We start from the raw sequence: 26,034 nt of genomic DNA, 5'->3' as shown, positions 1-26,034 counted from the left end.
CGTCTGCCGCGCTGTCTTGCCCGGCCGCGATCAGGCCGGCTTGGCGTTCGACTGCCCCATCATCCGCGTGATGTAGTACTGCTGCGCGATGGACAGCACGTTGTTCACCACGTAGTACAGCACGAGACCCGCCGGGAAGAAGAAGAACATGACCGAAAACGCGATCGGCATGAACATCATCATCTTGGCTTGAACCGGGTCCGGCGGCGTGGGGTTCAGCTTCGTCTGCAGGAACATGGAGACGGCCATCAGCACGGGCAGGATGAAATACGGGTCCTGTTGCGACAGATCGTGAATCCACAGAATCCACGGCGCGCCGCGCATCTCCACGGACGACAGCAGCACCCAGTACAGCGAGATGAACACCGGAATCTGCACGACGACCGGCAGGCAGCCGCCGAACGGATTCACCTTCTCGGTCTTGTACAGCTCCATCAGCGCGGCGTTCATCTTCTGCGGATCGCCCTTGAAGCGCTCGCGCAGCGCCTGCATGCGCGGCGTGATCGCCTTCATGCGTGCCATCGACTTGTAGCTCGCGGCCGACAGCGGGAAAAACACGGCCTTGATCAGCAGCGTGAGCAGCACGATCGCCCAGCCCCAGTTGCCGACATAGCCGTGAATCTTTTCGAGCAGCCAGAAAAGCGGCTTCGCGATGATCGTCACCCAGCCGTAGTCCTTCACCAGTTCGAGGCCCGGCGCGATGCCTTCGAGCATGCGCTCTTCTTCCGGCCCGGCGAAGAGGCGCGCGGAGACGTCTACCGTCTGGCCCGGCGCAATCGCGGCAACCGGCTGTTTCACGCCGACGCGATACAGAGCCGGGTCGATTTTTTCCACGTAAATGTCGCGCTTCACGCCCTGCTGCGGGATCCACGCCGACGCGAAGTAATGCTGCACCATCGCGATCCAGCCGTTATCGGCCTGCTTCGCGTAGTCTTCCTTGTTCTTGTCGATGTCGCCGAACGTCATCTTCTGGAAGTGATGCTGGTCGGTGTAGACAGCCGGGCCGATGAACGTGTGCGAGAAGCGCGGCGTTTCCACCGGCTGGTCGTCGCGCACCAGTTCCATATAGACCGACGGGCTCACCGGCGTCGTGCCGACGTTCTGGATTCTGGTGTCGACGCCGATCACGTAGCTGCCGCGCGTGAACGTGTAGGTCTTGATGACCTTCAGGCCGCCCTTGACCGGCGACTCGAAGCTGAGGTTGAACGACTTCTGATCGCCTTTCAGGTCGGTCTGCTGATTCGGCATCAGCGTGTAGACGTCGTTGTGATTCGGGAAGTCGCCGCCGAGCAGGCCGGTGCGCGCGAGGTACGTGTGATTGCCGGCGCGGTCGAACAGCGTGATGACGAGATCCGGCTGCTTGCCGTCGCCCTCTTTGACGAGCGACAGCTTCGACAGCGTACCGCCGCGAGTGTCGATTTCGCCGCTATACACGTCGGTGCTGAACTTGACGAGCTGCGATTGCGTAGCTGCCGGCGTGTTGGCCGGCGCTGCTGCGTTGGTGGCCGGCAAATCGGCGGGCTGGGTACCCGGCGTCGTGGTTCCCGGTGCAGCGCTGCCGGCCGTTTTGGTCGGCGTGGCGCTGGGGAAGAACATCGACGGGCGTCCGTGGTCACGTTGCCAGTTGTCGAACAGCATGACCGCTGACATGAAGAAGATGACCCATAGGACGGTGCGTTTGATATCCATGCGTTGTCTCAGTGTCGATGGAACGGCGCGTCAGCGCTTTTCAGAAGTGGGAGGCGGGACGAGATCGATGCCGCCCGCGGAAAACGGGTGGCAGCGGCAAATACGCCTGGCGGCGAGATAAGTCCCGCGCGCGGCGCCATGATACTGGATTGCTTCGCGCGCGTAATCAGAGCAGGAAGGGTAAAAACGGCACCGGTTGCCGAGCATCGGGCTCACGGCAAGCTTGTAAAAGCGCAATAAAGCGATAAGTACCGTTTGCATGGCTCATGCGGCCGGACGGCGCCGCGCAACGTGGAATACCGGACGACGCCCGTTGCCGGTGGCCGCCGAAGCTACGGTGGCACGCGCGAAAAAGCGGACGGTCACCTGAGCGTCATTCCGTCCTGGGCGCTTCCGCGGGCGGCGCCTGACGACGGGCAATTTCACGCGCTGCCTTGTCGAGCAGCGCCTCGATCTCACTGCGGCACAGCGCCTTGAGCGGCGGCGACGAGGCGCTAGGCAACGCCTTCCTGTCGAAGCGCGTGTGCAAGCGCAGCAGCACGTCCCAACCGCAGAACTCTGCGCGCCGCAACCGGAAGGCCTCACGCGCGATTCGACGTACCAGATTACGCGTGGCCGCGCGCGGCGCATACTTCTTGCCGATCACGAGACCCAGACGCGCGTCATTGCCGGTGGGCCGCCCATACACGACGAAATGCGCGGTGCGGCGCCAGGGGCGCAAACGAAAAACGGATGAAAATTCATCCGTTTTCAGTAGCCTCGCGGCTTTGGGGAAGGCGGCTTGCGCTCGCAACGGTACGGAGCCCTGTTGCGCCGCCTCGGCCGGTTCCGCTTTGCCGCGGGTGTTGCCGCCGGCGTTGCCACGGGTGTCATCTGACACGTTCAAACCTTGCACATTCGAACCCGGCACGGGCTGGCCACGCGCAGACTGAGCGCGCAATCCGTTCGCCTGCCTTAGATGGCGAGGCGCTTGCGGCCCTTCGCGCGACGTGCGTTGATGACCTTGCGGCCGCCAGCGGTCTTCATGCGAACGCGAAAGCCGTGGGTGCGCTTGCGACGGGTAACGGAAGGTTGGTAAGTACGTTTCATGTTGCTCTCACTTGATCGAAAAAAAACCGCGCGATCATCGCTGAAAGCGCAATGGCCGGAGGTTTGCTGAATTGGTTTTCGCGGAACCCGCTATTTAAACCCGTTTTTCGTTGACCGTCAATAGTTTAGCCGGTGCCGCCGGCGCGCGACGGGTGCTGCCCCGGATGATCCGTCCCTGTGGATAACTCACTTCCGGCTCCGATTTGGCGTTAGAATCTCGCCTTACCTCCCAGAAATGATGCACGCCGCTCCGGCTCGCTTGCCCCGCAAACCCTTGTGGCACAAGCGCCTGGGGCTGTTACGCCTGGCTGCTCCGGGCCTTGTTGCGTGCGCGCGACGGGGGCAGCGGCGAGCCCCGTGCACACCATAACGACAGCAACTTGATGAACGAATTCTGGCAACACTGTTCCGCATTGCTGGAGCGTGAACTCACGCCCCAGCAGTACGTGACGTGGATCAAACCGTTGGCCCCGGTCGCCTTCGACGCCGCTGCGAACACGCTCAGCATTGCCGCGCCGAACCGCTTCAAGCTCGACTGGGTCAAGAGCCAGTTCTCCGGCCGCATCGCGGATATGGCCCGCGATTTCTGGCATGCCCCGATCGACGTGCAATTCGTGCTGGACCCGAAAGCCGGCATGCGCGCGCCCGCGGCAGCGGCGCCCGCCCCGGCGCGCGCGGTTTCCGCGCCCCATTCGATGGGCGGTAGCGCCGGCAATGGCGCTGCCGTGGACGCAGCCGTCGGCGCGGTGCAAGCGGCGCAGGCCGCGCGCGCGAACGGCGCGAACAACGCGATGGCAAATCTCAACGCGAACGCGCGCGCCGCAGCCGAGCACAACGCCAACGCGCGCGCCGCGGCTGAAGATGCCGCCGACCTCGACTTGCCGAGCCTCGACGCGAACGAAGCCGCGGCGGCGCGCCGCACATGGCGTCCGGGCCAGAGCGCGAGCTCGAACGGCTCGGGGGACAACGACTCGATGTACGAGCGCTCCAAGCTGAACCCGGTTCTGACCTTCGACAACTTCGTGACAGGTAAGGCCAACCAGCTCGCGCGCGCAGCGGCGATCCAGGTCGCGGACAACCCCGGCATCTCGTACAACCCGCTCTTCCTGTACGGTGGCGTGGGGCTTGGCAAGACTCACCTGATACATGCAATCGGCAATCAGTTGCTGATGGACAAGGCCGGCGCGCGGATCCGCTACATTCACGCGGAACAGTACGTGTCCGACGTGGTGAAGGCGTATCAGCGCAAGGCGTTCGACGATTTCAAGCGCTACTACCACTCGCTGGATCTGCTGCTGATCGACGATATTCAGTTCTTTTCCGGCAAGTCGCGTACGCAGGAAGAGTTTTTCTACGCGTTCGAGGCGCTGGTCGCGAACAAGGCGCAGGTCATCATCACGAGCGACACGTATCCGAAGGAAATTTCGGGTATCGACGACCGCCTGATCTCGCGCTTCGACTCCGGCCTCACGGTGGCTATCGAGCCGCCCGAACTCGAAATGCGCGTGGCGATCCTGATGCGCAAGGCGCAGTCGGAATTCGTCAGCCTGAACGAAGACGTGGCGTTTTTCGTTGCCAAGCATTTGCGCTCCAACGTGCGTGAACTGGAAGGCGCGCTGCGGAAAATTCTCGCCTACTCGAAGTTCCACGGCCGCGAAATCACCATCGAACTGACGAAAGAAGCCCTGAAAGATCTGCTCACCGTGCAGAACAGGCAGATTTCCGTGGAAAACATTCAGAAAACCGTGGCTGACTTTTACAGCATCAAGGTCGCGGACATGTATTCGAAGAAGCGTCCGGCCAACATTGCGCGGCCGCGGCAGATCGCCATGTACCTTGCGAAGGAACTGACGCAGAAAAGTCTGCCGGAAATCGGCGAACTGTTCGGCGGACGCGACCACACTACGGTGCTGCACGCGGTACGCAAAATTGCCGACGAGCGCAGCAAGGACGCGCAGCTGAATCACGAATTGCACGTGCTTGAACAGACGCTGAAGGGCTGAGCGGCGCGGGTGGCAAAACGACCTGTTTATTTCCGAAGTCGCCCCCAATTTAGTGAGGCGGTTCCTTTTTCAGGCACAATACAGGTTTAACCGCCCGGCGCGGCCGCGGGCGGAATTCACGCCGTGACAGGCGCTGCGTGGCGCCGGCGGGGAGCCACGGCTGCGTGCGGGAATGCCTTGAACGGCTCGAAGGCGCGCAGACCGTTATATCAACGAAGGAACTCTATGCAACTGGTCAAGACCGAACGCGATAACCTCCTCAGGCCGCTGCAAACCGTGAGCGGCATTGTCGAACGCCGCCATACGTTGCCGATCCTCGCCAATTTGCTGATTACCAAGAACGGCCCTGACGTGTCGTTCCTGTCAACCGACCTGGAGTTGCAGATCACCACGCGCGCCGATTTCGGCGTGGGCGGCGAAACTGTGGCGACCACGGTGGCAGCGAGAAAGCTCCTCGACATCCTGCGCGCCATGCCCGACGGCCAGGTCACGCTCACGCTGAACGACAAGCGGTTGACGGTGCAATCAGGCAAGAGCCGCTTTGCGCTGCAAACGCTCGCCGCGGACGAATTCCCGACGGTCGCGCAAGCTAAAGACTACGGCGCGAGCCTCGTGGTTCCCCAAAAGACGTTCCGTCAGTTGCTCGGCATGGTCCATTTTTCGATGGCCCAGCAGGACATTCGCTACTATCTGAACGGCATGCTGCTGGTGGTGGACGGCGACCAGTTGATGGCAGTTGCAACCGACGGCCACCGCCTCGCGTTTTCGTCGATGAAGATCGAAGGTTCGTTCGCGCGCCAGGAAGTGATCATTCCGCGCAAGACCATTCTCGAACTGCAGCGCCTGCTCGAAGACATCGACGACACGCTGAAGATCGACATCGCGCAAACGCAGGTGAAGTTCACCTTCGGCCAGGTGGAACTCGTGTCCAAGCTGGTGGAAGGCAAGTTCCCCGACTTCCAGCGCGTGATTCCGAAGTCGCACAAGAATCAGTTCGTGATTGGCCGTGAAGAACTGCAGCGTTCGCTGCAACGCGCGGCAATTTTGACGTCGGACAAATTCAAGGGCGTGCGCTGCATTATCGAGCCGGGCCAGTTGAAGATCATGTCGACTAACGCCGACCAGGAAGAGGCGCAGGAAGAACTGGAAATTGCTTACGACGGCGACAGCGTCGATATCGGGTTCAACGTCACGTATCTGCTCGACGTGCTTGCGAACCTGAAGGTCGACATGCTGCAAGTGAGCCTCGGCGACGCCAGTTCGAGTGCGCTGATCACGATTCCCGAGAACGACGAATTCAAATACGTGGTGATGCCGATGCGCATCTGACGCGTCCAACACCAGCAACACACCAAGGGGCGCAGCGCCCCTTTGGCGTTTTTATGGCGTTTTGAAAAGTCCCGAGCAGCAACCCAGCAGTAATGCAGAACCGGAAAAAATCCATGACTGAAACGAACAATACGCAACCCGACAACAGCTACGGCGCCTCGTCCATTCAGATCCTTGAAGGTCTGGAGGCGGTGCGCAAGCGGCCGGGGATGTACATCGGGGATACATCGGATGGCACCGGTTTGCACCACCTCGTGTTCGAAGTGCTCGACAACTCGATTGACGAAGCGCTGGCCGGGTATTGCAACGACATCCAGGTGATCATTCACGCGGACAACTCCATCTCGATCACCGACAACGGCCGCGGCGTGCCGACCGGCCTGAAGATGGACGACAAGCACGAACCCAAGCGCAGCGCCGCCGAAATCGTCATGACCGAGCTGCATGCCGGCGGCAAGTTCGACCAGAACAGCTACAAGGTGTCGGGCGGCCTGCATGGCGTGGGCGTGTCGTGCGTGAACGCGTTGTCGGCGTGGCTGCGCCTCACGGTTCGCCGCGACGGCAAGAAGCACTTCATGGAATTTCACCGTGGCGTGCCGCAGAACCGCGTGATCGAAGAGATCGACGGTGTGGCCGTGTCGCCGATTCCGGTGGTGGGCGAGACCGAAAACCGCGGCACCGAAGTGCACTTCATGGCCGATGAAACGATTTTCGGCAACGTCGAATATCACTACGACATCCTGGCCAAGCGCATTCGCGAACTGTCGTTCCTGAATAACGGCGTGCGCATTCGCCTGACCGATCAGCGTTCGGGCAAGGAAGACGATTTCGCGTTCGTCGGCGGCGTGAAGGGTTTTGTTGAGTACATCAACAAGACCAAGAGCGTGCTGCACCCCACCATTTTCCACGTAAGCGGCGAGAAAGACGGCGTGGGCGTGGAAGTGGCCATGCAGTGGAACGACAGCTACAACGAAAACGTGCTGTGCTTCACGAACAACATTCCGCAGCGCGACGGCGGCACGCACCTGACCGGCTTGCGCGCCGCGATGACGCGCGTGCTGAACAAGTACATTGCCGATCACGAAGTCGCGAAAAAGGCGAAGGTCGAGACGTCCGGCGACGACATGCGTGAAGGGCTTTCCTGCGTGCTCTCGGTGAAAGTGCCCGAGCCGAAGTTTAGTGCGCAGACCAAAGACAAGCTCGTGTCGTCGGAAGTGCGCGCGCCGGTGGAAGACGTGGTGGCGAAGGCGCTGGAGGAATTCCTGCTGGAAACGCCGAACGACGCGAAGATCATTTGCAGCAAGATCGTCGACGCGGCTCGCGCGCGCGACGCGGCCCGCAAGGCACGCGAAATGACGCGCCGCAAGGGCGTGCTGGACGGCGTCGGTTTGCCCGGCAAGCTCGCGGATTGCCAGGAGAAAGATCCGGCCAAGTCGGAGATTTATATCGTGGAGGGCGACTCCGCAGGCGGCTCGGCGAAGCAGGGCCGCGACCGCAAATTCCAGGCAATCTTGCCGCTGCGCGGCAAGGTGCTGAACGTCGAGAAAGCGCGCTACGACAAGCTGCTGTCTTCGGAACAGATCGTGACGCTGATCACGGCGCTTGGCTGCGGCATCGGCAAGGAAGACTACAACCTCGAGAAGCTGCGTTATCACCGCATCATCATCATGACCGATGCTGACGTGGACGGCGCGCACATCCGCACGCTGCTGCTCACGTTCTTCTATCGGCAGATGCCCGAGATGATCGAGCGCGGGTATATCTACATCGCGCAGCCGCCGCTGTACAAGATCAAGGCGGGCAAAGACGAGCGGTATCTGAAGGATGAGACCGAGGTCAATGCTCACATTCTGAAGCTCGCGCTGCAGGGTTCGGAGTTGGTGCCTTCGGAGAATGCGACGCCGATTACAGGCGATGCGCTCGGCGAGTTGGCCCGGGCCTATTTGCTGGCGCAGGCTGTGGTGAACCGGTTGAGCCGCTTGTATGACGCCGGCGCGCTGGAGGCGGTGATGGATGGGGTGGCGATCGACCTCTCCAGCGAAGCGGCGGCCGAGGCTTCGGCAAAAGCTCTGGAGGCAAAGCTACGCGATGATGCTTTGAAGCCTGAGGTTACTGTGACTCCGATGTACGACCCGGTGCGCGAATTGCGCTCGCTGAAGGTTGCGCGGACGCATCACGGGAATCAGAAAATCTCCGTGTTCGACGAAGAGTTTCAGTTGACTGCCGACTATCAGCAGTTGGTGAATACCGCGAATACGTTCAAGGGCTTGATTGGCGGCGGCGCAGTGATCAAGCGTGGCGAGCGCAGCATGGCGGTGAGCGACTTCAAGTCTGCGATGAAGTGGCTGTTGGCCGATGCCGACCGGAATATTACCAAGCAGCGCTATAAGGGCTTGGGCGAGATGAATCCCGAGCAGCTTTGGGAGACGACGATGGACCCGGCTGTGCGTCGATTGCTCCGCGTGCAGATTGAAGATGCTATTGCGGCCGATGGGATCTTTACGACGCTGATGGGGGATGATGTGGAGCCGCGAAGGGCGTTTATTGAGTCTAATGCGTTGAGGGCGGGGAATATTGATGTTTGAGGGGGCTTGTAGACGGACGCATATCCCGAGAAAAACGGACGCATAACGTGAGAAATTTATGGGGATGATTTCCTCGATAGCATTAGTTAATGAAATTGTCGCACAAGCCGCCTAAAGCGAACAACGGCCGTCTCGAGAGAGGCGGCCGTTGCTCCTTCAGCTTCCGCAGCAATAACCGGTTGGGTCATCATCGCCTCGCTCGTGCCCTTCGGCGCTCTGGGCGCGCACATAAAAATTTCCGACAAAGTCCGGGACATCGCAGTGTCTTTTTCTGTGCACCGCGTTCACCGTTCTATAGCGGATTGTTGATAGATTCCCAAAACTAAAGCCTGCACCAGGGTTCTCGGGCCGATAGCTCGCAGTTCCGCAGAGGTCGCAATCCATAAAGACGATGACGCGCTCTACGCGAAGCGTTACGTAGGCTGGCCAGCTTCTCGGCCGCCGGCATAGTCCATACGATGCCCATAAAACTGTCGTTTCAAGACGAGAAGCTCCGAACGGTGTGTGAGAGCCCGATTTCGGCGAAGCGAAAGTACGGGGAGGTCGCTGGCCGGGCGATTCATAGCCGGCTGGCGGACTTGCGCGCGGCGGATTCTCCGCTTAAATATGTTGAATGGGGCTTTGGCAAATTCGATGAGACAGCGCATGACAGGATTGTCATTCCCATCGACGGCGGGTACCGTCTGTTTGCGGTGGCCAACAATCGTCTGCCTCCTGGCACAGGAGGAGTACTGGACTGGGCGCAGGTGACACGCGTGAAAATCCTATCTATCGAGCGTGCCAATGAGAGCTGAAGCCGATTTCGCACCCATGTGGGCGCTGCCGCCAGGCACGACCATCAGCGATTTGATGAAGTCGCGGGGTATTGCCTCGACGCACTTGGCGCGTGTAGTCGATATGTCCGAGGACGACTTCGATAGTCTTCTGCAGGGAAAGCATGTTCTCACGGCACATATTGCCACGCGTCTTGCGGCTGAGCTTGGCGCGTCTGCTGGTTTCTGGTTGCGTCGCGAGGAACAGTATCGAGAGCAGCTGGCTGAGCTGAACGACGGCATTGACCCGGATAACTACGAGTATCAGGCATGGCTTAAGAGTCTTCCACTCAAGCAAATGCAAGAGCTCGGTTGGATTGAGCCGACCAAGGACAAGCGTGAGAAGCTTCGCCGGTGCCTCGCATTCTTCGATGTTCCGAACCTAGCTGCTTGGCGTCGGACGTACTCCGATACGAAGGGGGCGGCCGCCTTTCGTACAAGCGACACGTTCGCCGAGGATGCAATAGCAACTACAGCGTGGATACGCCTGGGTGAACTGCAAGCGGAGAAGATTGAGTGTAAAAAGTGGAGTCCTGCTCTGTTTGAGGCGCAGCTCCCAAAGATTCGTGCACTAACCGATATACCGCATCCTTCAGATTTTCTGCCAAAGCTTCAGCAGCTGTGTGCCGAAGTCGGTGTTGCAGTCGTCATTGTGAAGGCCCCCAAGGGATGCCGCGCGAGCGGTGCGACCTTTTTTTGCAGCCCAGACAAAGCAGTGCTGCTCCTGTCACTTCGTTACCTGAGCGATGACCAATTTTGGTTCTCGTTCTTCCATGAAGCTGGACACCTGGTCTTACATTGGGATGCTGATTTACTGATTCTCGAGACATCGGACGGCCCCATGTCTCCTCAAGAGGATGAGGCAAATAAATTCGCGACGGAGCAACTTATTCCCCCCGACCTCCAGGCACGTTTGCCTGCGGCATCGAAATCGCTCAAGGGCATAATGCGGCTCGCACGCGACGCCGGGGTATCGTATGGCATCGTGGTTGGACAGATGCAGTTCCGCGGCTTGGTCAGCCAACGGAGCTACAATAATTTGAAAAACAGGTATAGCTGGAAGCAAGACTAGCCACGAAATGGCACGTACTGCGCTTGCGACTTTTGCCAGTTGCAGAGAGAGTCTTCAATGACTTGCATACCAACACCCAAGGTGGCCTCCAAGTCGACCGATAGCTGTTCGAGCCTTTGCTTCGAAAGGGCATTGTTGTCGACTGCTCCGCTAAACAACAAGCGGGCGCCACGCACTGGACCTGTTGCGTGCACCAAGTACGCGACAGGCGGTTCGATGTCAACCAGGCCAATCTTCCCAAGCATGGTCAAATAGTCAAACTTGGCGGTTCTGCCGAATCGATGCACTGCATCCATGTTTTTATACAGATAGTCGAACAACACCTTTGGATTGTCTCCAACTTTTGCTTTGGCGGCGGCAATGAACTGTCGATGTGAGTTGTTCGATGCAATCCATACAGCATAGCTGGCCAAGACGACATCGAGCTGTTCAATGCTCTCGTACTTCCGGTGATTGCCGAACGGAAACTCCCGTCGCCGTTGCAAGATGGTGTCCATATGTTGGCCCAGCCAAACCGAAAAATCATTCGGGTATTGGGTGAATCGCTCCCACGTCCAGACGAAGTCGTCGTCGAGTGCGCCATAGACCATGCGGAGCAGGCCATAGCCCTTGGTGAGATGCTTCCCGCAATGCACAAACAGGAAGACCAACCAGAACGCCTCGTCCTCGTTTCCGTCACGCATGTGCAGGATAGCGGCCCGCAATGGGTCGAACATCTTGATATTTTTAGGGTTGAGTCGCTCCCGTGAGATATGGCGTTTTGCAATCATCCTCACATAGTTGATGCGCGCGACGCTATCCACCATCTGTGCGACCAACGCATCACGCTCAGCTGCTGACGGAATGCCTGGAAGTGTCTTGCCGTTGACGCGATAAGCGCCCAGCGTCTGGTCCAGTTTCTTCGCGAGTACCGGGTTCGCGAGCAAGGGATTTTTCATGATTGGCCCGTCTTGGTCTGGGTACTGGTGCTTACCGCTGATTGGAATCTTTATTCACCGGCTGTTGAGCATCTAGCTCAGCAGTATTGAACAGCAATTGTCCTTCTGCCGGTGCTGTCGACGGTGCGAGTTGCTTGCGTTTCTGGATGTGGATGTCGTAGACATCCGTGGTCATTTGTTCCTTGATGCCGTCGAGCATGTCACGCTGATTTTTGCGCGCGCTGGCGCGAGAGTACCGAAAAATCTTCAATAGCCTGACAAGGTCGGCCCAATACGGGTCTAGGCCAGCTACCGCGGGCCTTGCTCCGAGCCGAATGGCGCTCTCGGCCGCCAGCAGCTTTGTGACTGCGGGCCATGGGTCACCAGCTGGCATTGGAGGCATCGAAACGCTCTCTTGGAAGCCCTCGGCAAGGTAGTCGTGGGCCGCTTGGATGTCGGACGTGTAAAGGTGAAGGCTGCCGACCGCGTGCTTGTACTGTCCAACCTCGACGCCCAACGAACGAGCGATTAGCTCCTGCAAAAGGGTAAACGCGAAAATATCGTGCGGAAGTCCTTTGAATGCATCGTTGGAACGCATCATCACCATCGTATGTAGTTGATGATTGCGAATGGTGAAGTGGAGTGTGCAGGTGCAGGGTAGGTCTTCGCGCCGCTTCACGAGGTTTGCTGCAAGGTCGTCGCCGTGGAAGAGCTGTATGGTAGCTCGGCGTGAAGATTCGCTATTGCGAAGGGTCTTTATAACGTTCTGTACCTGGTCGCTGCCGCTAGTCGGGCCAAACAGGCGCGGGCCATAAGCACCGAATACGGTTTTCCCGTCGTCGGAAAACTCCTTATACCGGCTTATGTAGTATTGGACGAAATCCAGTTCATTGCTACCGGCGAGATACCAAAGAAATTCTCCCAAGCAACTGAACAAAGTGTTTCTTCGTTCGCTTTGGCTAAGTCGTGCTCGGGGATTTCTTAGAAGGAGTAACGCGCCATAAATCTCGGTCGTAGAGCCTTTGGTCGGGGTGATTTCGTTTGAACCGCGTTTCCGCAGCAAGCGCCCATAGACCTTCCGGAGCAAATCGTCAATTGTTTCTGCGGTCAGGTACATAGCAAGAACGGCACGCTGGGCGTGGTCTATCGCCGGCGGAACCGCGGAAGTTAAGACGATGCGAAACCCGAAGCTCAGTCAAACAGCCGAAGCTGAGAGCCTGCTCTTGCGAGCGATTCTTGGAGTTCGAGCTTCAATTGGCGACCGCGCAAAACGAGCGTGCGTCGGTCGACTTGCATCGCGCCCCGACTGAGAGCTACGTCTCTGACTTCGACAGTAACATCGTAATGCGGTAATGACGCTTGAGCCTCGAACCAGCCACGCTTCAATCCTAAGGAGTCTGCGAATCTGTGCAGTTCATCAAGCGAATCGGCAACCAAATGGCACCATTGGCGGCCACGCCACGTTACTCGAGCGTTGTCTACGTAGACCGCCAAAGTCTCTTCCTCACAGAAAGTCTTTTACTTTTACCCTACTACTCCGAGGATGATACTCGAAATCACTATGGCATTGACGCTGCCATATTCTGGTTACGTACATCACACCCTCCGTATCTTATGGTAGTCACACGGTGTTGCGCGGACCCGCGTGTCGTGCACGCAATGCCTCATATAGCTGCGCAGGCCCAAGCAACACATCCTTGATGCCGTCCTGAATCCGCTGCGAGCCGAGCGCCTGGGTACTCATCTTGGTGTGTGCATCGAACGCATCGATGATGGCATCCGTGATGGCCTTTATTAGGTCCGGCGAATTCGAGAACTGCTCCTTGCTATTGCTCGCGGCCTGCTGCACCAGCATTTCGTTCTCGAGTAACTTGCCCTTGATAACGCCGTTGACGTAGACCAACTGGTCGTCGTCGGTCAGTTCGCCTTCGAACAGCCCGTTTACCTTCTGAATAATCTCATCGAGCAGGACCTTGTCCTTATCTTGGACCGCGCCAGTGCCAACCTCGTCCATCGCCGGGAGCTTCGGCGTTTCACCTTGCTTCAGGTCGAGCGTGCGCTTGCCCGTATTGCGCAGGTTATGGTGTGTCAGCACGACCTTCGACAGGTCAACGGTATCGCGCTCGCGTCCGAATTCCAGCAGGGGAATCAGACGCTTGTAGAACAGGAAGCGCTTCTCAATGTCCGTATTACCGTAATCGAAAATCTGCGACAGGAAGGCATACAGGCGAACGAACGTACCCATGTCGCCCTTGAACAGCACCAGCGCATCGAGCGTGTCCTTGGCTGCCTGTTCGGCGTCGGCATTTTTCTGCTCAATCGCTGCGGCGCGGGCCTGCTGGGCCATCTTGTATTTCGTCAGCAGGTGCTGGGCCACGGGTGCAATCGCGGCACTGAGCTGCTGCTGAGTGCCCTGCGGGTCGAGCTCGACCTTCGCGACCCGGTCCACTTCGAAGTCGTCGTAATGGCCGCTGGCGTCTAGCTTGGCGCGCAGGTCATAGACAAGATGCGGGTCGGTTTTCGCTTCAAGCTCGGCTGTCTCGTAGTAGGTCTTGAACGCCTTCAGGATTTCGTCGGCGTCGTTGACGAAATCGAGAATGTACGTAGTGTCTTTGCCGGGATGCGCGCGGTTCAGGCGCGATAGCGTCTGCACCGTCTGAATGCCACCGAGCATCTTGTCGACGTACATGCCGCACAGTAGCGGCTGGTCGAAGCCCGTCTGGAATTTATTGGCAACCAGGAGCAGGTGGTATTCCGCTTTCGCGAACACCTCGCGGATGTCGCGACCGTTCAGGCCCGGGTTCAGGTCCTTGCTCGTCTCGGTGACGGGTGCCGGATAGCTTTCCGGGTCGTCGATTTCACCGGAGAATGCGACCAGGACGCCGAGCGGGTAGTTCTGCTGCTGGATATATGCCCTAATGGCCTTCTGCCAGCGAACCGCTTCCTTCCGACTCGCGACAACGACCATCGCCTTCGCGTTGCCATCCAGCAGCGGCTGGACGTTCTCGCGGTAGTGCTCGACGATAATCCGGACCTTCTGGCTGATGTTGTACGGATGGAGTCGAACCCACTGCATGATGCCTTTCATGGCCTCACTGCGCTCGACTTCCTTCTCGTCGTATTCCTTGCCGTCGTTGGCCAGCTTGAACGCGAGCTTGTAGGTCGTGTAGTTCTTCAGCACATCGAGAATGAAGCCTTCCTCGATGGCCTGGCGCATGCTGTACACATGGAACGGTTCGGGCGGGCCATCGGCATTCGGACGGCCGAACAGCTCCAGCGTCTTCTGCTTGGGCGTTGCCGTGAACGCAACATAGGTCAGGCCCGCGCTACCCGTACGCCTAGCCATCTGTGCCGCAAGCAGCGCTTCGGTATCAACTTCGCCACCGTCCTGCAGGTCGGCCCATTCCTCGGCGGACAAAAGCTGCTTGAGTTTGGAGGCTGCTTCGCCGGTCTGTGAGCTATGTGCCTCGTCGGCAATCACGGCGAAGCGCTTACCTTCGGTGGCGGCCAACGACTGCACAGCCTGCAGTGCAAACGGGAACGTCTGGATGGTGCAGACGATGATTTTCTTGCCGCCCTTCAGAGCTTGCGAGAGCAGCGCGCTTTTGCTGCCGTTCTCGTTGGTGATGGTTTCCACAACACCGGTCGTGCGCGAGAAATCGAAAATCGCTTCCTGCAACTGGGCGTCGAGTACCGTGCGGTCCGACACAACGAGCACACTGTCGAACAGCTTGTCGTTCGCGGCATCGTGCAGGTCGGCAAGAAAGTGCGCGGTCCACGCAATCGAGTTCGTTTTGCCGGAGCCAGCCGAGTGCTGAATCAGGTAGCGCTGGCCGGGACCGTTTTGCAATACGTCGGCGACCAGCTTGCGGGTAGCGTCGAGTTGGTGATAGCGAGGGAAGATGACGCTCTTCGGCTGCTTCTTGTCATCGCGCTTGACGATGAGGTAGCGGCCCAAAATTTCGAGCCAGCTCTCGCGAGCCCAGACTTCTTCCCAAAGGTAGGCCGTTGCGTAGCCTTTCGGATTCGGCGCATTGCCGGCCGCGCCCCGGTTGCCGCGGTTGAATGGCAGAAAGTAAGTGCTAGTGCCTTCCAACTTCGTCGTCATCTGTACTTCGCTCTGGCTGACGGCGAAATGCACCAGCGCGCCGCCCGGGAATCCGAGCAGAGGCTCAGCGAGACCACCCTTCGGATGCGGATTGCGGTCGAAGCGGTACTGGTCGACTGCATCTTGGACGCTTTGCGTGAAGTCAGATTTCAGTTCGACCGTCGCGACCGGGATGCCGTTGGCAAATAGCACGAGGTCGATGGCGTCGTGCGGATTGTTCAGCGAGTGACGCACCTGCCGCAAGACGCGCAGCCGGTTGGCGGCGTAGAGCTTCTGGATTTCTGGGTTCAGGCCGAGTGCAGGCTTGAACTGGATGAGCGAGAGCGGCTGCTTCAGGCCAAGCATCTCAACACCACGGCGCAACACGTCGAGCGTGCCGCGCTCATTCATGTTCTTGCGGATGCGCTCGGCCAGCACCGTGGTCAGCGTCGAGCCATGGTTCTTGGTCAGAGTTTGCCAGGCATCCGGTTGGGTGGTTTCAACCCACGCGAGCAGGTCGGGGAGATAGAGCGCGCTGGCCCGGTCGTAATTCGGTGCGGCATCACCTTGTTCGTACAGCCAGCCGTGCTGCGCCAGATGTTCACAGATGGCCGTCTCGAAATGATGTTCCTGGTGCAGGTTGCTCATTCTATCCCCGGGGCTGCTTCGTTTTTGTCTGTTTCAGGCTGCGACCGCTAGGGCCGATGAATGCTCGCGAACGTCGATTTTGCCGGTAACGGCGGCGGAAATCAGGGCACTGCGTCGTTCCGATAGCAGTTCAATCGCGCGAAATGCCTGAGCTTTTAGTGAATCCAGTCGTTTCAATTCGTCTTGAATAAAACTAACGATGGAACGCTGTTCATTAATTGAAGGTTGCGCGAATACAATTCCTTTAACAATATCTGTGTTCAAATTTGGCTGCCCACCACCCTGTTTCATCTCGGTCCTAAGCCGTTCAGTCGTGGTACTCAAGAACATATAGAGAAACAAAGGCTCAACGTCTCGCGACAAATTCTTGAATGCAAGAATTCCATCGTTTGCGCAACAATCAATTTTAAGTATCTTGGGAACTCCCAGCGTTGCACCGCTATTGGTGAAAACTACCGTTCCAGATTCGAACTTCTGACTGTTCTGAATTCCGTCAGGAGTGAGGTACTCCGATACTGTTTCGAGGAAATATGTGTCATCCTTAGTGACTTCGGCTACGGTTACCCACGGCAAATTGCCATTTCCATGGTTTTCATTAGAGAAGAATAATGGGTCGCCTGCAGGTCTAGGAGACGCTCCCCGCACAATCTTCGCTATGTGTCGAAGTTGCTTGAGAGTCCAATGCGAGGGAACGTGCCCCAGCCACGCTACGCCCGAATCCTTCATCGGCACATCCGGATTCAGCCCACGCGTAACAGCGTGCGAGATGGTCGCCTGACGTTTTTCGGCGAGCAGTTCGAGGAGCTTTTCCTGCTCGGAAATTAGGGCGTCAATCTTGCTCGTTTCGCGGTCGAGAAATGCAGAAATAGCTTCCTGTTCCGTAAACGGGGGGAAGCACCATAGGCAATTCCGTACGAAATCATCGGGAACCCGTTTTTGGCCTCCTGCGCCATACATCCAGGCCTCCCCTTGCTTTCGAAACCCCGGAGACTGGAATATCCAGTTCAGGAATTTCGCAGACACCTGACCGGATTTGGGTCGAGCAACAATGAGTTCCGTTGTCCCAAAGCCGATGCCGCCCAGCAATCCGGCCATCAAAGCCCCCTTGCCATTCTCAAAGCAAGGGGTAATTTTCGCGACAGTGACGTCGCCATCGCGAAAATATGTGTAACCGGTCTCGACTTCTTGAAGTGCACGTGTCTTTTCGACATTCAAAGAGCCATCATCGCCAATGGCTTCCATTGGCAGAAACGAGACCTCAGTATCTTTCGGCAGCTTGGCAAGCTCGGATTTGGACGGGTTCAGTTCAACAACAAAGCGAAGCCGCTTTACGGACCAATGTGCAGGGACGGCGCCGAGCCACTGAGAACCAATGTCCCGATACTCGCGATACATGGGCAAACTCATTCCGCCAGCTCCTCAAGCATCTTCATGATATTGGCAGACACAGCCTTCAGCTCCTCGTCAATCGTATGCAAGTCGCGCGGCGGTTCGAATACATAAAAATGCCGGTTGAACGGAATCTCGTAACCGACCTTGCTCTTGTCTTCGTCAATCCAGGCATCCGGCGCATGCGGCAGTACCTCGCGCTGAAAGTACGCGGTAATGTCCTCGGAAACCGGCACATTCTCGGTATCGCGCAGCGCGCTATCGGCCTGCGGCTTGCCTTTCTGCTTGCCCTTCACGCCGAGCACAATCTCGCCTTTTTCATCACGCTGCGGCCGTTCGACCGTGATGGTCGTGTAGCCGAAATCCTCGTTTTTGAAGATGCGCGAAATCGGCGCGAGCTTGACTGTCTGGCCAGCCTTGACCTCTGGAACCTGCTCGCCCGCCGGCAGAATGTGACGAGCGACTTCTTTGCCTTCGGCATCAAACACGGTCGCTAGCTGCGCCTCCACGAAGCCACCGAAAAGGTGCGTCACGTCAGCAATCTGCTCGTCCGACATTTCCTTGCGCTTACTGCCGAGCGACTTGCGCATCTTCTGCCAGAAGCTGCTGGCATCGATGAGCTGCACCTTGCCTTTACGGGCTGCCGGCTTCTTGTTCGACAGAATCCACACATACGTCGCGATGCCCGTGTTGTAGAACATGTCGGTCGGCAGGCCCACGATGGCTTCGACCAGGTCGTTTTCCAGCACGTAACGGCGGATTTCGCTCTCGCCCGAGCCGGCGCCGCCGGTGAACAACGGCGAACCGTTTAGCACGATGCCAAAGCGGCAGCCACCATCAACAGCCGGTCGCATCTTCGAGATGAGATGCAGCAGGAACAGCATGGAACCATCGGAAACCCGTGGCAAGCCAGGGCCGAAGCGGCCATCGAAGCCCTTGTCCTCATGCTCCTTCCGCACAGCCTTTTCGACCTTCTTCCATTCGACACCGAACGGTGGATTCGACAGCATGTAGTCGAACTTGCGCGCCGCATGTCCGTCGTCGGACAGTGTATTGCCGGTCACGATATTTCCGACGTCTTGCTCTTTGATGAGCATGTCGGCCTTGCAGATGGCATAGGACTCGTCGTTCAGCTCCTGGCCGAACATGTTCAGGCGCGCGGCCGGGTTGTGCTCAAGCAGGAACTCACCCGCGACGGAAAGCATGCCACCCGTACCCGCAGTCGGGTCATAGATTGTGCGCACGACCGCATTGCCGGGTTGCAGCACGTCGTCGTCCTCGATGAATAGCAGGTTCACCATCAAACGGATGACCTCACGCGGCGTGAAGTGCTCCCCGGCGGTCTCATTCGAGATTTCCGCGAACTTGCGGATGAGCTCCTCGAAAACCAGCCCCATCTGGGTGTTGTCGACGACCTCGGGATGCAGGTCAATGTTCGCGAATTTCTCGACCACGAGATATAGAAGGTCCGCCTTGGCTAGGCGCTCAATCTGCGTGTGGAAGTCGAAGCGTTCGAAGATGTCCTTTGCATCGGGCGAGAACGCCGCGACGTAGTCGAACAGGTTCTTCCGGACGTTGTCCTGGTCGCCGAGCAGTTTCACCAGGTCCAGTGGCGACGTGTTGTACACCGCTTGCCCGGTAATCCTGCGCAGAAAAGGGTCAGGGTTCAGACCGGTTTTGTTGATGGTGACAAGTTCGGACAGCACCTTTGTCTTCGTGGCTTCGAGCACGCAGTCGAGGCGGCGCAGTATGGTGAACGGCAGGATGACCTTGCCGTATTCAGACTGCTTGTAATCGCCGCGAAGCAGGTCTGCAACGGACCAGATAAAGGAGGAAAGCGCCTGATGGTTCATGGTTTCCGTAGGGGTGCGGCAGGTATGTGTATATCGACCATCGCGTCAATCGCAAGTGGAGTCACGTGGGACGGATTTTACCTACGGTGCCGGCATTGGGGGCGAGTTCCGATGGCACGGGATGAGCGTGGCGAACTATCTTGGGGGGCATCGTCCTTCCAGCTTGAAAATCCCCCCGGTTTTTCCTAAGGTAAACGGGCGTCAGCGCAATGCTGGCGTGCAGTTTTGAGAATGAACCTGTCTTCGTAGTTTGCCGTACACGCGGTCGAGCCCTATTTATGAGAGGGTACGACGCGGGAGCGGGCGATGGGTCAGGTCAATTTCTGGAGGCTGCGGCGAGGTCTCAGGCGGAGCGAGGCGGAGCATCGCGTTTCTGCTATCGCCGGTTCGACGGATGTTAGTGTCGTTTCCGACGGGCGGCAATGGGCAGCCAGGACCCCCGCTCGGAAATTGGGTCAGGACGCCGGCTGTCGCCCAGTTCGTCACGGCCACAGACGCGGCAAGGCTCGATGCCCTGAATCGGCCGCCTGCCGCGCGTTCTTTTCCGGTCTTCGTACGGGCCAGGTCACGCGCCGCAATTCCGACTCTCGACGCCTTGTAACGTTGACGTTACAACGACGTAACGCGAAAAATAATTTCGCGGGAAGAACGCTCCGCATGTCGGTCGGCCCCAGTCATTTGACGCGTAACGTCGCTCGATCACCCGCTAAATTTCGTATAAATCCCGCCGTAAGCGATGCAGTCGAGACATTGATTGACTGCATGATGCTGAACACGAACCGCTCTATAAATTTTCCGTACTGGCCCGCCGGTAATAGGTTCGCCCCGCGCACCGCGTTCCACGAGCCGGGCGCCTGCTGGCAACGCAACGAAGACGGAGGCGCGCCATGAACCGCGCAGCCCCGTCCTATGCCGTCGCGGCCGTCTGAACTCGGCCAACACCGGCATCCGTCACACCGCGTCAACGTACGGCAAGGCCAAACTTGGCACGCACTGTGAAAAGGCAGACGGCCATCTCATCGTCGAATCGGATGCCGAGCGATTCGTCGCCCATCTTCTCGCCGTTGACCCGCGTGTCAGGGCCTTTCAGCCGCAACCGTTTTGCGTCGATTTGATTGACCAGCGTCTGCTGCTCACACGGGAGGCCGTACGCGACGCGTGGCACAGGCATCGCGATGTGCCGGGGCCGAAGCTGTACACGGCCGATTTCAGTATCGACTGGCAGGACGGCCTGCACAATGCGGTCGAGGTCAAGACCGAAGGCTTCCAGGGAGATGACGTCTACTGGGCCAAGGTCGCCCGCGCCCGTTCGATTCTGGCTGCCAATGGCTACCCCCTGCGCACCGTAGTCCTTCCCGCGAACGCCGCTCATCCCGTTCGGATGAATTCGCGGATGCTCAAGCAGGCCACCCATCAGGTTCGTGCGTACCTGACCGACGAACTCGTCGAGCGCGTCACACGTCGCTGCGCGAGTGGTCCGGTCCTGCTGCGCGCGCTGTGCTCGGACCTGGCGGTGCCGCCCGGCCTGATTCCGGTCCTTCTGGTCAGTGGCGTGCTCAGCGCAGACGTCGCGCATCACACCATCTGCGGCGCGCTTGAGTTGTCCCTCGCGTATGGCGACCTGGACCACCTCTGCCTGCTGGAGGGAGTCGAAAAATGAGCCGTACATTGCTCCTTCATGACCGGCTCGCGCCACCGGGGAATCACGACGCGTATCTGGAAGTCCTTGACCCCAAACCGAGGGACGGACACATCAAAGTGTTCGATGCCGACAAACTGCAGGACAGGTATGTCAGCGTAGCGTCCGTCCTCGGTGACCTTGACGTCGGCAAGCTGACAGTTCTTCGTCCCGGCAAACCGCGATTCAGTCATGCGGCACAGCCTGACGACGCAGCGCTGCACGAGCGAAACCGGTTTCTGCTCGATGTGATGCAGCGTATCAAGGCCGTCCAGAAGCAGCGAGGCCTCAGTTTTCTTCAGGCGTACAGGGTCGCTGAAGAGGCTTATAACGCGGACGCATCTCCAGAATCACCGCCATTCCCACCGCAATCGACGATGTACCGGTACCGGAAGTACGACTTGTCGGGGCTTCCGATGATTCGCGGGAACAGAAACAAAGGTAACCGGATGCCGCGCTACTCCGCGGAAGTCGTCAACGCGATATGCACGGCGGCAGAACAGCATTTTCTTGTGCCGATGTCCCGCTGGTCTCTGGCGCGACTGACCGATTATGTCGACCGCTCAGTCCGCGGCACATACGTGCCGGAGAACCACGCGCCGATTAGTGCCCGATATGTAAAGAAGACCATCGAGCGCTTCGTCACAACGGACATCGAAGGCGGCCGGATGCTGGCTCGAGATGTCGGTGCTGCGAAGTCACTCGCGAAAAAACGCATTCGTGCCGAGTTGCCCTTCGAGCGGGTTGAACAGGATGCGCTTCATCTTCCGTTCGTGGCGCTGGCGCCGGCCGGCGTTACCAGCTGGATATATCTGGTCCATGCCATTGATTGCTGTACGAGCTATCCGCTTGGCTGGCGCCTCGTTGTCGGTGCTCCCGTGGACGCTGACACGCTCGCATGTGCCGCGATGTACATGTCCGCCATGAAGGTGAAGCGGTTTGAGGAGCTGGCCATCGACCACGACATGAACGTATGCGGCACGCCGGGCCAATTCATCTTCGATAACGGTCCTGAAGCCAAGGGCAGCCGCATCCAGAATCTGGAGAAGCTTGGCACGGACGTTAAACACTGCAAATCAAGAAATCCGCAAGAAAAGCCGTTTATTGAGCGCTTGAACAAGTCGCTCAAGGTTGCTCTTGAGGGACTGGGTGGCTGTACGCGTATGGACGGAGTAGATGGAAAGCGTGACCCCATAGCGCTCGGTGATGAGCTGATGACGCTGGAGGAACTGGAGCGGTGGATTGTCCGGTGGTACTACGAGAAGTGGGTCCACAAACCGCTTGAGCGCCTGCAGTGGGATGTTGTACTGGAGGATTTTGTCTCCGGCGATACGCCGGCGGAACGCTGGAAGCATTTTGAGGCGTCATGCTTCGCCATTTCGCTTCCGCCGTCACGCTCGGAATGGCTGGCGACCCTCTATGAACACAAGCCGTGCAGGCTCAGTCGAAAGACCGGCATCACGATAGCTGGGTTGCACTATAAGGACGATGACATCTCGATTCTGCTCGAGAAATACGGGGAGCATCAATTCCTGCACGTGCTCTTCAACCCGGACGATTTCCGGCACATCTACATTTACGAAGGCGACGACTTCCCTGTCATCACGCTTCCATTCGAGCACCTGAGGCCGGAAACGCCGGCTTGGTCGTTCGCTGACGCGAAGGATAAGTTGAAAAAACACAAAGCATCTTTCACGTCGGCACCGCAGGCTGAAAAATTCGACGCTGACATGCGCGAGCAGGTCGTCGCTGATTCGCACTCAACCAGGCGAAAGAAGCCGGGCAAGCACGAGCGTAACCGCGAAACAACCCGTCGCGAAAAGGAAGCCAAGGCCGTCGAGCGCGCAGCCAGACATCCGGTCCCGCAACCGCCGGCACCTGCCGGCAAGCCTGGCAGCGCGCCAGACTTGCCGTCCTCCGCAGCGCAGGCCACTGGCTAATGTTCGACGACGTGTCCCCGCTTCCCCTGCTGGACCGTAACAGCGGAGACCTATTGATATGACGCCCGCAAAACAATTACGCATCGCGATTGAAACGTGCGAGCTTCCTCATCCGCTGTTCCTTGAACACTTCAAACCGCTCAGGCAACGCATCGAGGATGCAATAGACGGAGGCGCCAGCCGCATCGAGCGTGTCATGGGACCGTCGCGTGTCGGCAAGTCGATGCTCATCAATGCCTTGAGGCGCGCGTTTCCGGAGACGAAGGTGGATGGACGTCGCAATGTGCCGGTGCTCGTGGTGCCAGTGCCGACGCCCGTATCGCCGTTGCAGTTGCCATCGAGCGTCCTCGCCGCACTCGGTCTGCCAGTGCAGCGCAGTATTACAACAGGAGCCATGCGCGGCCGGATGTTAGACCAGTTGAGGCTTGCCAATACGCGCGTTGTGATGTTTGAGGAAGCGAGCCACCTTGTCGAGCCCGGTGCGCGTATGCCACCGCGCGGCGCCGGCGACTGGTTCAAGGAACTGGCGGACTCGGGCAATCGGACCGTCTTCATGTTTGGCGTACCCAGACTCGAGCGCCTGTTCGAATGTAACGAGCAACTCCGCGCAAGAGCGTCGGCACGACGCCTTCTGATGCCTTATGACTCACGAATCCCCGAAAACATGAAAGCGTTTCATACCTGTGTCGCGACCTACGCCAGTCTCTTTGGCGAGTCGGGCTATCCGATAGACGTGCCGGCGTCCGGACTTACGCTGCAGTGCTACCTCCTGACCGGCGGGCTGATTGGCGTGCTCAGCCGGTTCATGCAGGAACTGGCGAGCCAGATGGCGTATGAGTCGCCACGGCCGCTCACGTTCGCTGACTGCCAGGCAGCAGCCAACGCCATAGAAGCAGCTGGCTCGCGCCAGTTCCCGGCATTTGCGCATCAGGAGGCCTTCTTGACCGAAGTTTCTCCGGCAGCACTTCATCAGGCGTTCGTCCAGGTGATGAACGACAATGACCTCGCGGTTCCCATCCTCACCGGACAGGCAGGAGGTTTCCGATGAGCTTGCTCGTAACGCGTGCGCCGCGCGATGACGAATCGGGCTTCGGCTACTATCGCGCGCTCACTGCCGAGAACGTGCTGTCCAACTGGCGCGAGCTTGCCGGGCTAGCCGGCGTTCAGCGCAGCCGCAGCGCGCTGCTCGCTCATGCCGAATTCGTCGCGGGACAGCTGGGCCTCGAAACGACATGGGCGCACTTTGCGAGCCAGCAGGAAGCCACTTGCCGTAATTGGGGGCGACTGCATCGCGTACAGACCGACGCGGTTTGTCCCGCCTGCCTCGACGAGCCATACCTGCGGCATCACTGGGAACATACGTTCGTCACCGCATGTCCTCATCACCGTATCCAGCATGTGGACCGATGTGATGACTGCGGGGAGCTGCTGTCACCGAATCGATACCATATTGACCGGTGCGATTGTGGTCATGAACTGCGCATGCTTCCGCGCGTGCCAGCAACCCGGACCCAACTCTGGTTGTCGACGCTGATTGCGAGCGCCGGCGAACAGTCTGGCGGCATCGCCCCGGATTTTCGTGGTGTGAATGTTGATGCTCTCGTGCACGTTGTTCAAACACTCTGCCTGTGCGCCGACCCGGCGCGACCAGCCCCACGTCGAAGCGCAGCGCTGCCGAAAACGATGGCTGAGGCGGTCGTGTTGCTGGAGCCACTGGAGACGTTGCTTGCCGACTGGCCGGCGGGCTTTCAGGCGCATGTGAAGAAGCGCATCGCGGCAGGCAGCCCCGATGCACGGACACTCAACACGCTTCTCGGCCCCTGGTACATCGGCTTGCGCAAACTCTGTCAGGGGACGGCGCTTGAGCCGTTCCTCAGAATCGTTATCGAAGTCGCCGCGGAGCGATTCGACGGGGCGCTCGGACTGGACTCGGCGAAGGACATCGTGGCGGACGCGACAGAGTTCATGCGTGCGCCGGAGGCCGCAAAAGCTATCGGCGTCAGTGCTGACCGGCTGCATAAGGCGATGCAGGCCGGGCAGTGCAACTATCGCACGCGCCGCGTCGGCACTCGTGGTCAAGTCTACGAAATCCCGCGCACCGAGCTGGCACGTATCCAGCAACGGCGCAATGAATGGGTGACGACGGAGCAGGCCTGCGAACTTGCCGACGTGCCGCCGTCCGTGCTCGCGCACATGATAATTGCAGGCGTGATACGGTCCGACGCAAACTGGCGTCACGATATTTTGAAGGGCGGCCAGGTCGAGCGTTGTTCGATACTGGAACTGTTTGAGCGCGTTCGCGCCGCCGCGGAACCTGCCGCCATCGCCGAAGCGCAGCGGCTCACGTGGGCAGGGCTGACCAGCCGCCGCATGGGGGACCGGCAGGCCATCCAGTCCCTGATGAGGGTCATCGCCGAAGGCGAGGTGAAGGCCGTGGTTCGTAGTCGCACGCTCGGCGACACGGCATTCCGACGCGCGGACGTCACGCCGTACTTCGGCACGCCTTTGCTCGAAGCCGGCATGTCAATTCAGGCCCTGGCGAAAATGACCGGGTGGAAATGGGAGAGCATCTCCTACTGGATTGACCAGGGCCTGCTGGAATCGGAGTCGATTGTGTTACGCGGCCAGCCATGCCGAGTGGTGCTGCCGCATCAGTTGCTGGCGTTCCGGCAGACTTACGTGCCATTGGCGGACCTCGCGCGCAGCTTCGGCACCAAGTCGTCAGCGCTGACCAAACTGCTGCCGGGCGTTGAACTTGTCGGTGCGCGGCCACTTCCGGGCGGGAATGCGCGGGGCGGGCTTGTCCGAATCGCAGACCTGTGTCGTCTCGCGGTTATCGGTGCGCGCGCTGGACAGGACTTATTCGTGGCTGCGCAGCCGGCATGATTGTCGTTGCGCATGGCTATGGATTTCACCAGGCTCAGCCAAAAAACAGATGCATAT

Annotated in this window: 19 protein-coding genes; 9 read left to right on the top strand and 10 right to left on the bottom strand. The window is 58.9% G+C overall.

The genetic code is table 11. The features are described 5' to 3' along the window. Positions 1–30 precede the first annotated feature (30 nt). From yidC to rpmH, 4 genes are all read right to left on the bottom strand, one after another. Positions 31–1,689, bottom strand: a complete 1,659-nt coding sequence (yidC, locus tag F757_RS0105585; RefSeq protein WP_027210553.1) for a membrane protein insertase YidC — start codon at positions 1,687–1,689, stop codon at positions 31–33. Between the two features lie 30 nt (positions 1,690–1,719). Next, complete coding sequence (yidD, locus tag F757_RS34910) at positions 1,720–1,950, bottom strand: membrane protein insertion efficiency factor YidD (RefSeq protein WP_006050604.1); 231 nt, start codon at positions 1,948–1,950, stop codon at positions 1,720–1,722. A 112-nt stretch (positions 1,951–2,062) separates the two neighbouring features. Next, positions 2,063–2,569: a ribonuclease P protein component gene (locus F757_RS0105580; RefSeq protein ID WP_051376692.1), complete on the bottom strand. Its 507-nt coding sequence runs from the start codon at positions 2,567–2,569 to the stop codon at positions 2,063–2,065. 74 nt (positions 2,570–2,643) lie between these two features. Continuing rightward, positions 2,644–2,778: a 50S ribosomal protein L34 gene (gene rpmH / locus F757_RS0105575; RefSeq protein WP_004198824.1), complete on the bottom strand. Its 135-nt coding sequence runs from the start codon at positions 2,776–2,778 to the stop codon at positions 2,644–2,646. 383 nt (positions 2,779–3,161) lie between these two features. Between rpmH and dnaA the strand changes: the two genes are divergently transcribed. The 5 genes from dnaA (at position 3,162) to F757_RS0105550 (ending at position 10,579) form a co-directional block, all read left to right on the top strand. Continuing rightward, positions 3,162–4,781, top strand: coding sequence for a chromosomal replication initiator protein DnaA (gene dnaA / locus F757_RS0105570; protein ID WP_027210551.1), 1,620 nt, complete (start codon positions 3,162–3,164; stop codon positions 4,779–4,781). A 225-nt stretch (positions 4,782–5,006) separates the two neighbouring features. Further along, a complete protein-coding gene (dnaN, locus tag F757_RS0105565; protein ID WP_013337655.1) occupies positions 5,007–6,110 on the top strand; it encodes a DNA polymerase III subunit beta in 1,104 nt (367 codons plus the stop codon). A gap of 113 nt (positions 6,111–6,223) precedes the next feature. Beyond that, positions 6,224–8,695: a DNA topoisomerase (ATP-hydrolyzing) subunit B gene (gene gyrB / locus F757_RS0105560; protein WP_027210550.1), complete on the top strand. Its 2,472-nt coding sequence runs from the start codon at positions 6,224–6,226 to the stop codon at positions 8,693–8,695. Between the two features lie 458 nt (positions 8,696–9,153). Next, positions 9,154–9,489: a hypothetical protein gene (locus F757_RS0105555; RefSeq protein WP_027210549.1), complete on the top strand. Its 336-nt coding sequence runs from the start codon at positions 9,154–9,156 to the stop codon at positions 9,487–9,489. Further along, the gene (locus F757_RS0105550; RefSeq protein ID WP_027210548.1) at positions 9,479–10,579 is read left to right on the top strand and encodes an ImmA/IrrE family metallo-endopeptidase; all 1,101 of its coding nucleotides are present in this window, start codon (positions 9,479–9,481) and stop codon (positions 10,577–10,579) included. Before F757_RS0105555 ends, F757_RS0105550 begins: the two co-directional genes overlap by 11 nt. Here F757_RS0105550 and F757_RS0105545 read toward each other — a convergent pair. The 6 genes from F757_RS0105545 to F757_RS0105520 all read right to left on the bottom strand — a co-directional run bounded on the left by F757_RS0105545 (position 10,576) and on the right by F757_RS0105520 (position 19,473). After that, positions 10,576–11,517, bottom strand: coding sequence for an alpha-glutamyl/putrescinyl thymine pyrophosphorylase clade 3 protein (locus tag F757_RS0105545; RefSeq protein ID WP_027210547.1), 942 nt, complete (start codon positions 11,515–11,517; stop codon positions 10,576–10,578). The two genes, F757_RS0105550 and F757_RS0105545, sit on opposite strands and share 4 nt — an antisense overlap. A gap of 31 nt (positions 11,518–11,548) precedes the next feature. Continuing rightward, a complete protein-coding gene (locus tag F757_RS0105540; protein ID WP_027210546.1) occupies positions 11,549–12,613 on the bottom strand; it encodes a thymidylate synthase in 1,065 nt (354 codons plus the stop codon). A gap of 74 nt (positions 12,614–12,687) precedes the next feature. Beyond that, on the bottom strand, positions 12,688–12,990 hold the full coding sequence (locus tag F757_RS34905) for a DUF4031 domain-containing protein (protein WP_084530736.1): 303 nt from the start codon (positions 12,988–12,990) through the stop codon (positions 12,688–12,690). A 127-nt stretch (positions 12,991–13,117) separates the two neighbouring features. Continuing rightward, positions 13,118–16,231 (bottom strand): type I restriction endonuclease subunit R, encoded by a 3,114-nt coding sequence (locus F757_RS0105530; RefSeq protein ID WP_027210545.1) that lies wholly within the window; start codon positions 16,229–16,231, stop codon positions 13,118–13,120. Positions 16,232–16,264: 33 nt separating this feature from the next. Continuing rightward, positions 16,265–17,638 (bottom strand): restriction endonuclease subunit S, encoded by a 1,374-nt coding sequence (locus F757_RS33050; RefSeq protein ID WP_035466350.1) that lies wholly within the window; start codon positions 17,636–17,638, stop codon positions 16,265–16,267. Continuing rightward, entirely contained in the window at positions 17,635–19,473 is a 1,839-nt protein-coding gene (locus tag F757_RS0105520) for a type I restriction-modification system subunit M (protein ID WP_027210544.1), read from the bottom strand. Before F757_RS0105520 ends, F757_RS33050 begins: the two co-directional genes overlap by 4 nt. 1,111 nt (positions 19,474–20,584) lie before the next feature. Between F757_RS0105520 and F757_RS33045 the strand changes: the two genes are divergently transcribed. From F757_RS33045 to F757_RS0105500, 4 genes are read left to right on the top strand one after another with little or no spacing between them, the layout of a single operon-like run. Next, entirely contained in the window at positions 20,585–21,133 is a 549-nt protein-coding gene (locus F757_RS33045) for a hypothetical protein (protein WP_232221363.1), read from the top strand. After that, complete coding sequence (locus F757_RS33040; protein WP_232221362.1) at positions 21,130–23,091, top strand: integrase; 1,962 nt, start codon at positions 21,130–21,132, stop codon at positions 23,089–23,091. The genes F757_RS33045 and F757_RS33040 overlap by 4 nt, the downstream gene beginning before the upstream one ends. A 58-nt stretch (positions 23,092–23,149) precedes the next feature. Next, the gene (locus tag F757_RS0105505) at positions 23,150–24,139 is read left to right on the top strand and encodes a TniB family NTP-binding protein (RefSeq protein WP_027210543.1); all 990 of its coding nucleotides are present in this window, start codon (positions 23,150–23,152) and stop codon (positions 24,137–24,139) included. After that, complete coding sequence (locus tag F757_RS0105500; protein ID WP_027210542.1) at positions 24,136–25,977, top strand: TniQ family protein; 1,842 nt, start codon at positions 24,136–24,138, stop codon at positions 25,975–25,977. Before F757_RS0105505 ends, F757_RS0105500 begins: the two co-directional genes overlap by 4 nt. Positions 25,978–26,034 lie beyond the last annotated feature (57 nt).

Origin of the sequence: Burkholderia sp. WSM2232, assembly GCF_000472545.1 — a bacterium.
Lineage (GTDB): Bacteria > Pseudomonadota > Gammaproteobacteria > Burkholderiales > Burkholderiaceae > Paraburkholderia.
Note: the sequence above shows the minus strand (reverse complement) of the source record. Positions and strands in the feature narration are given on the sequence as shown.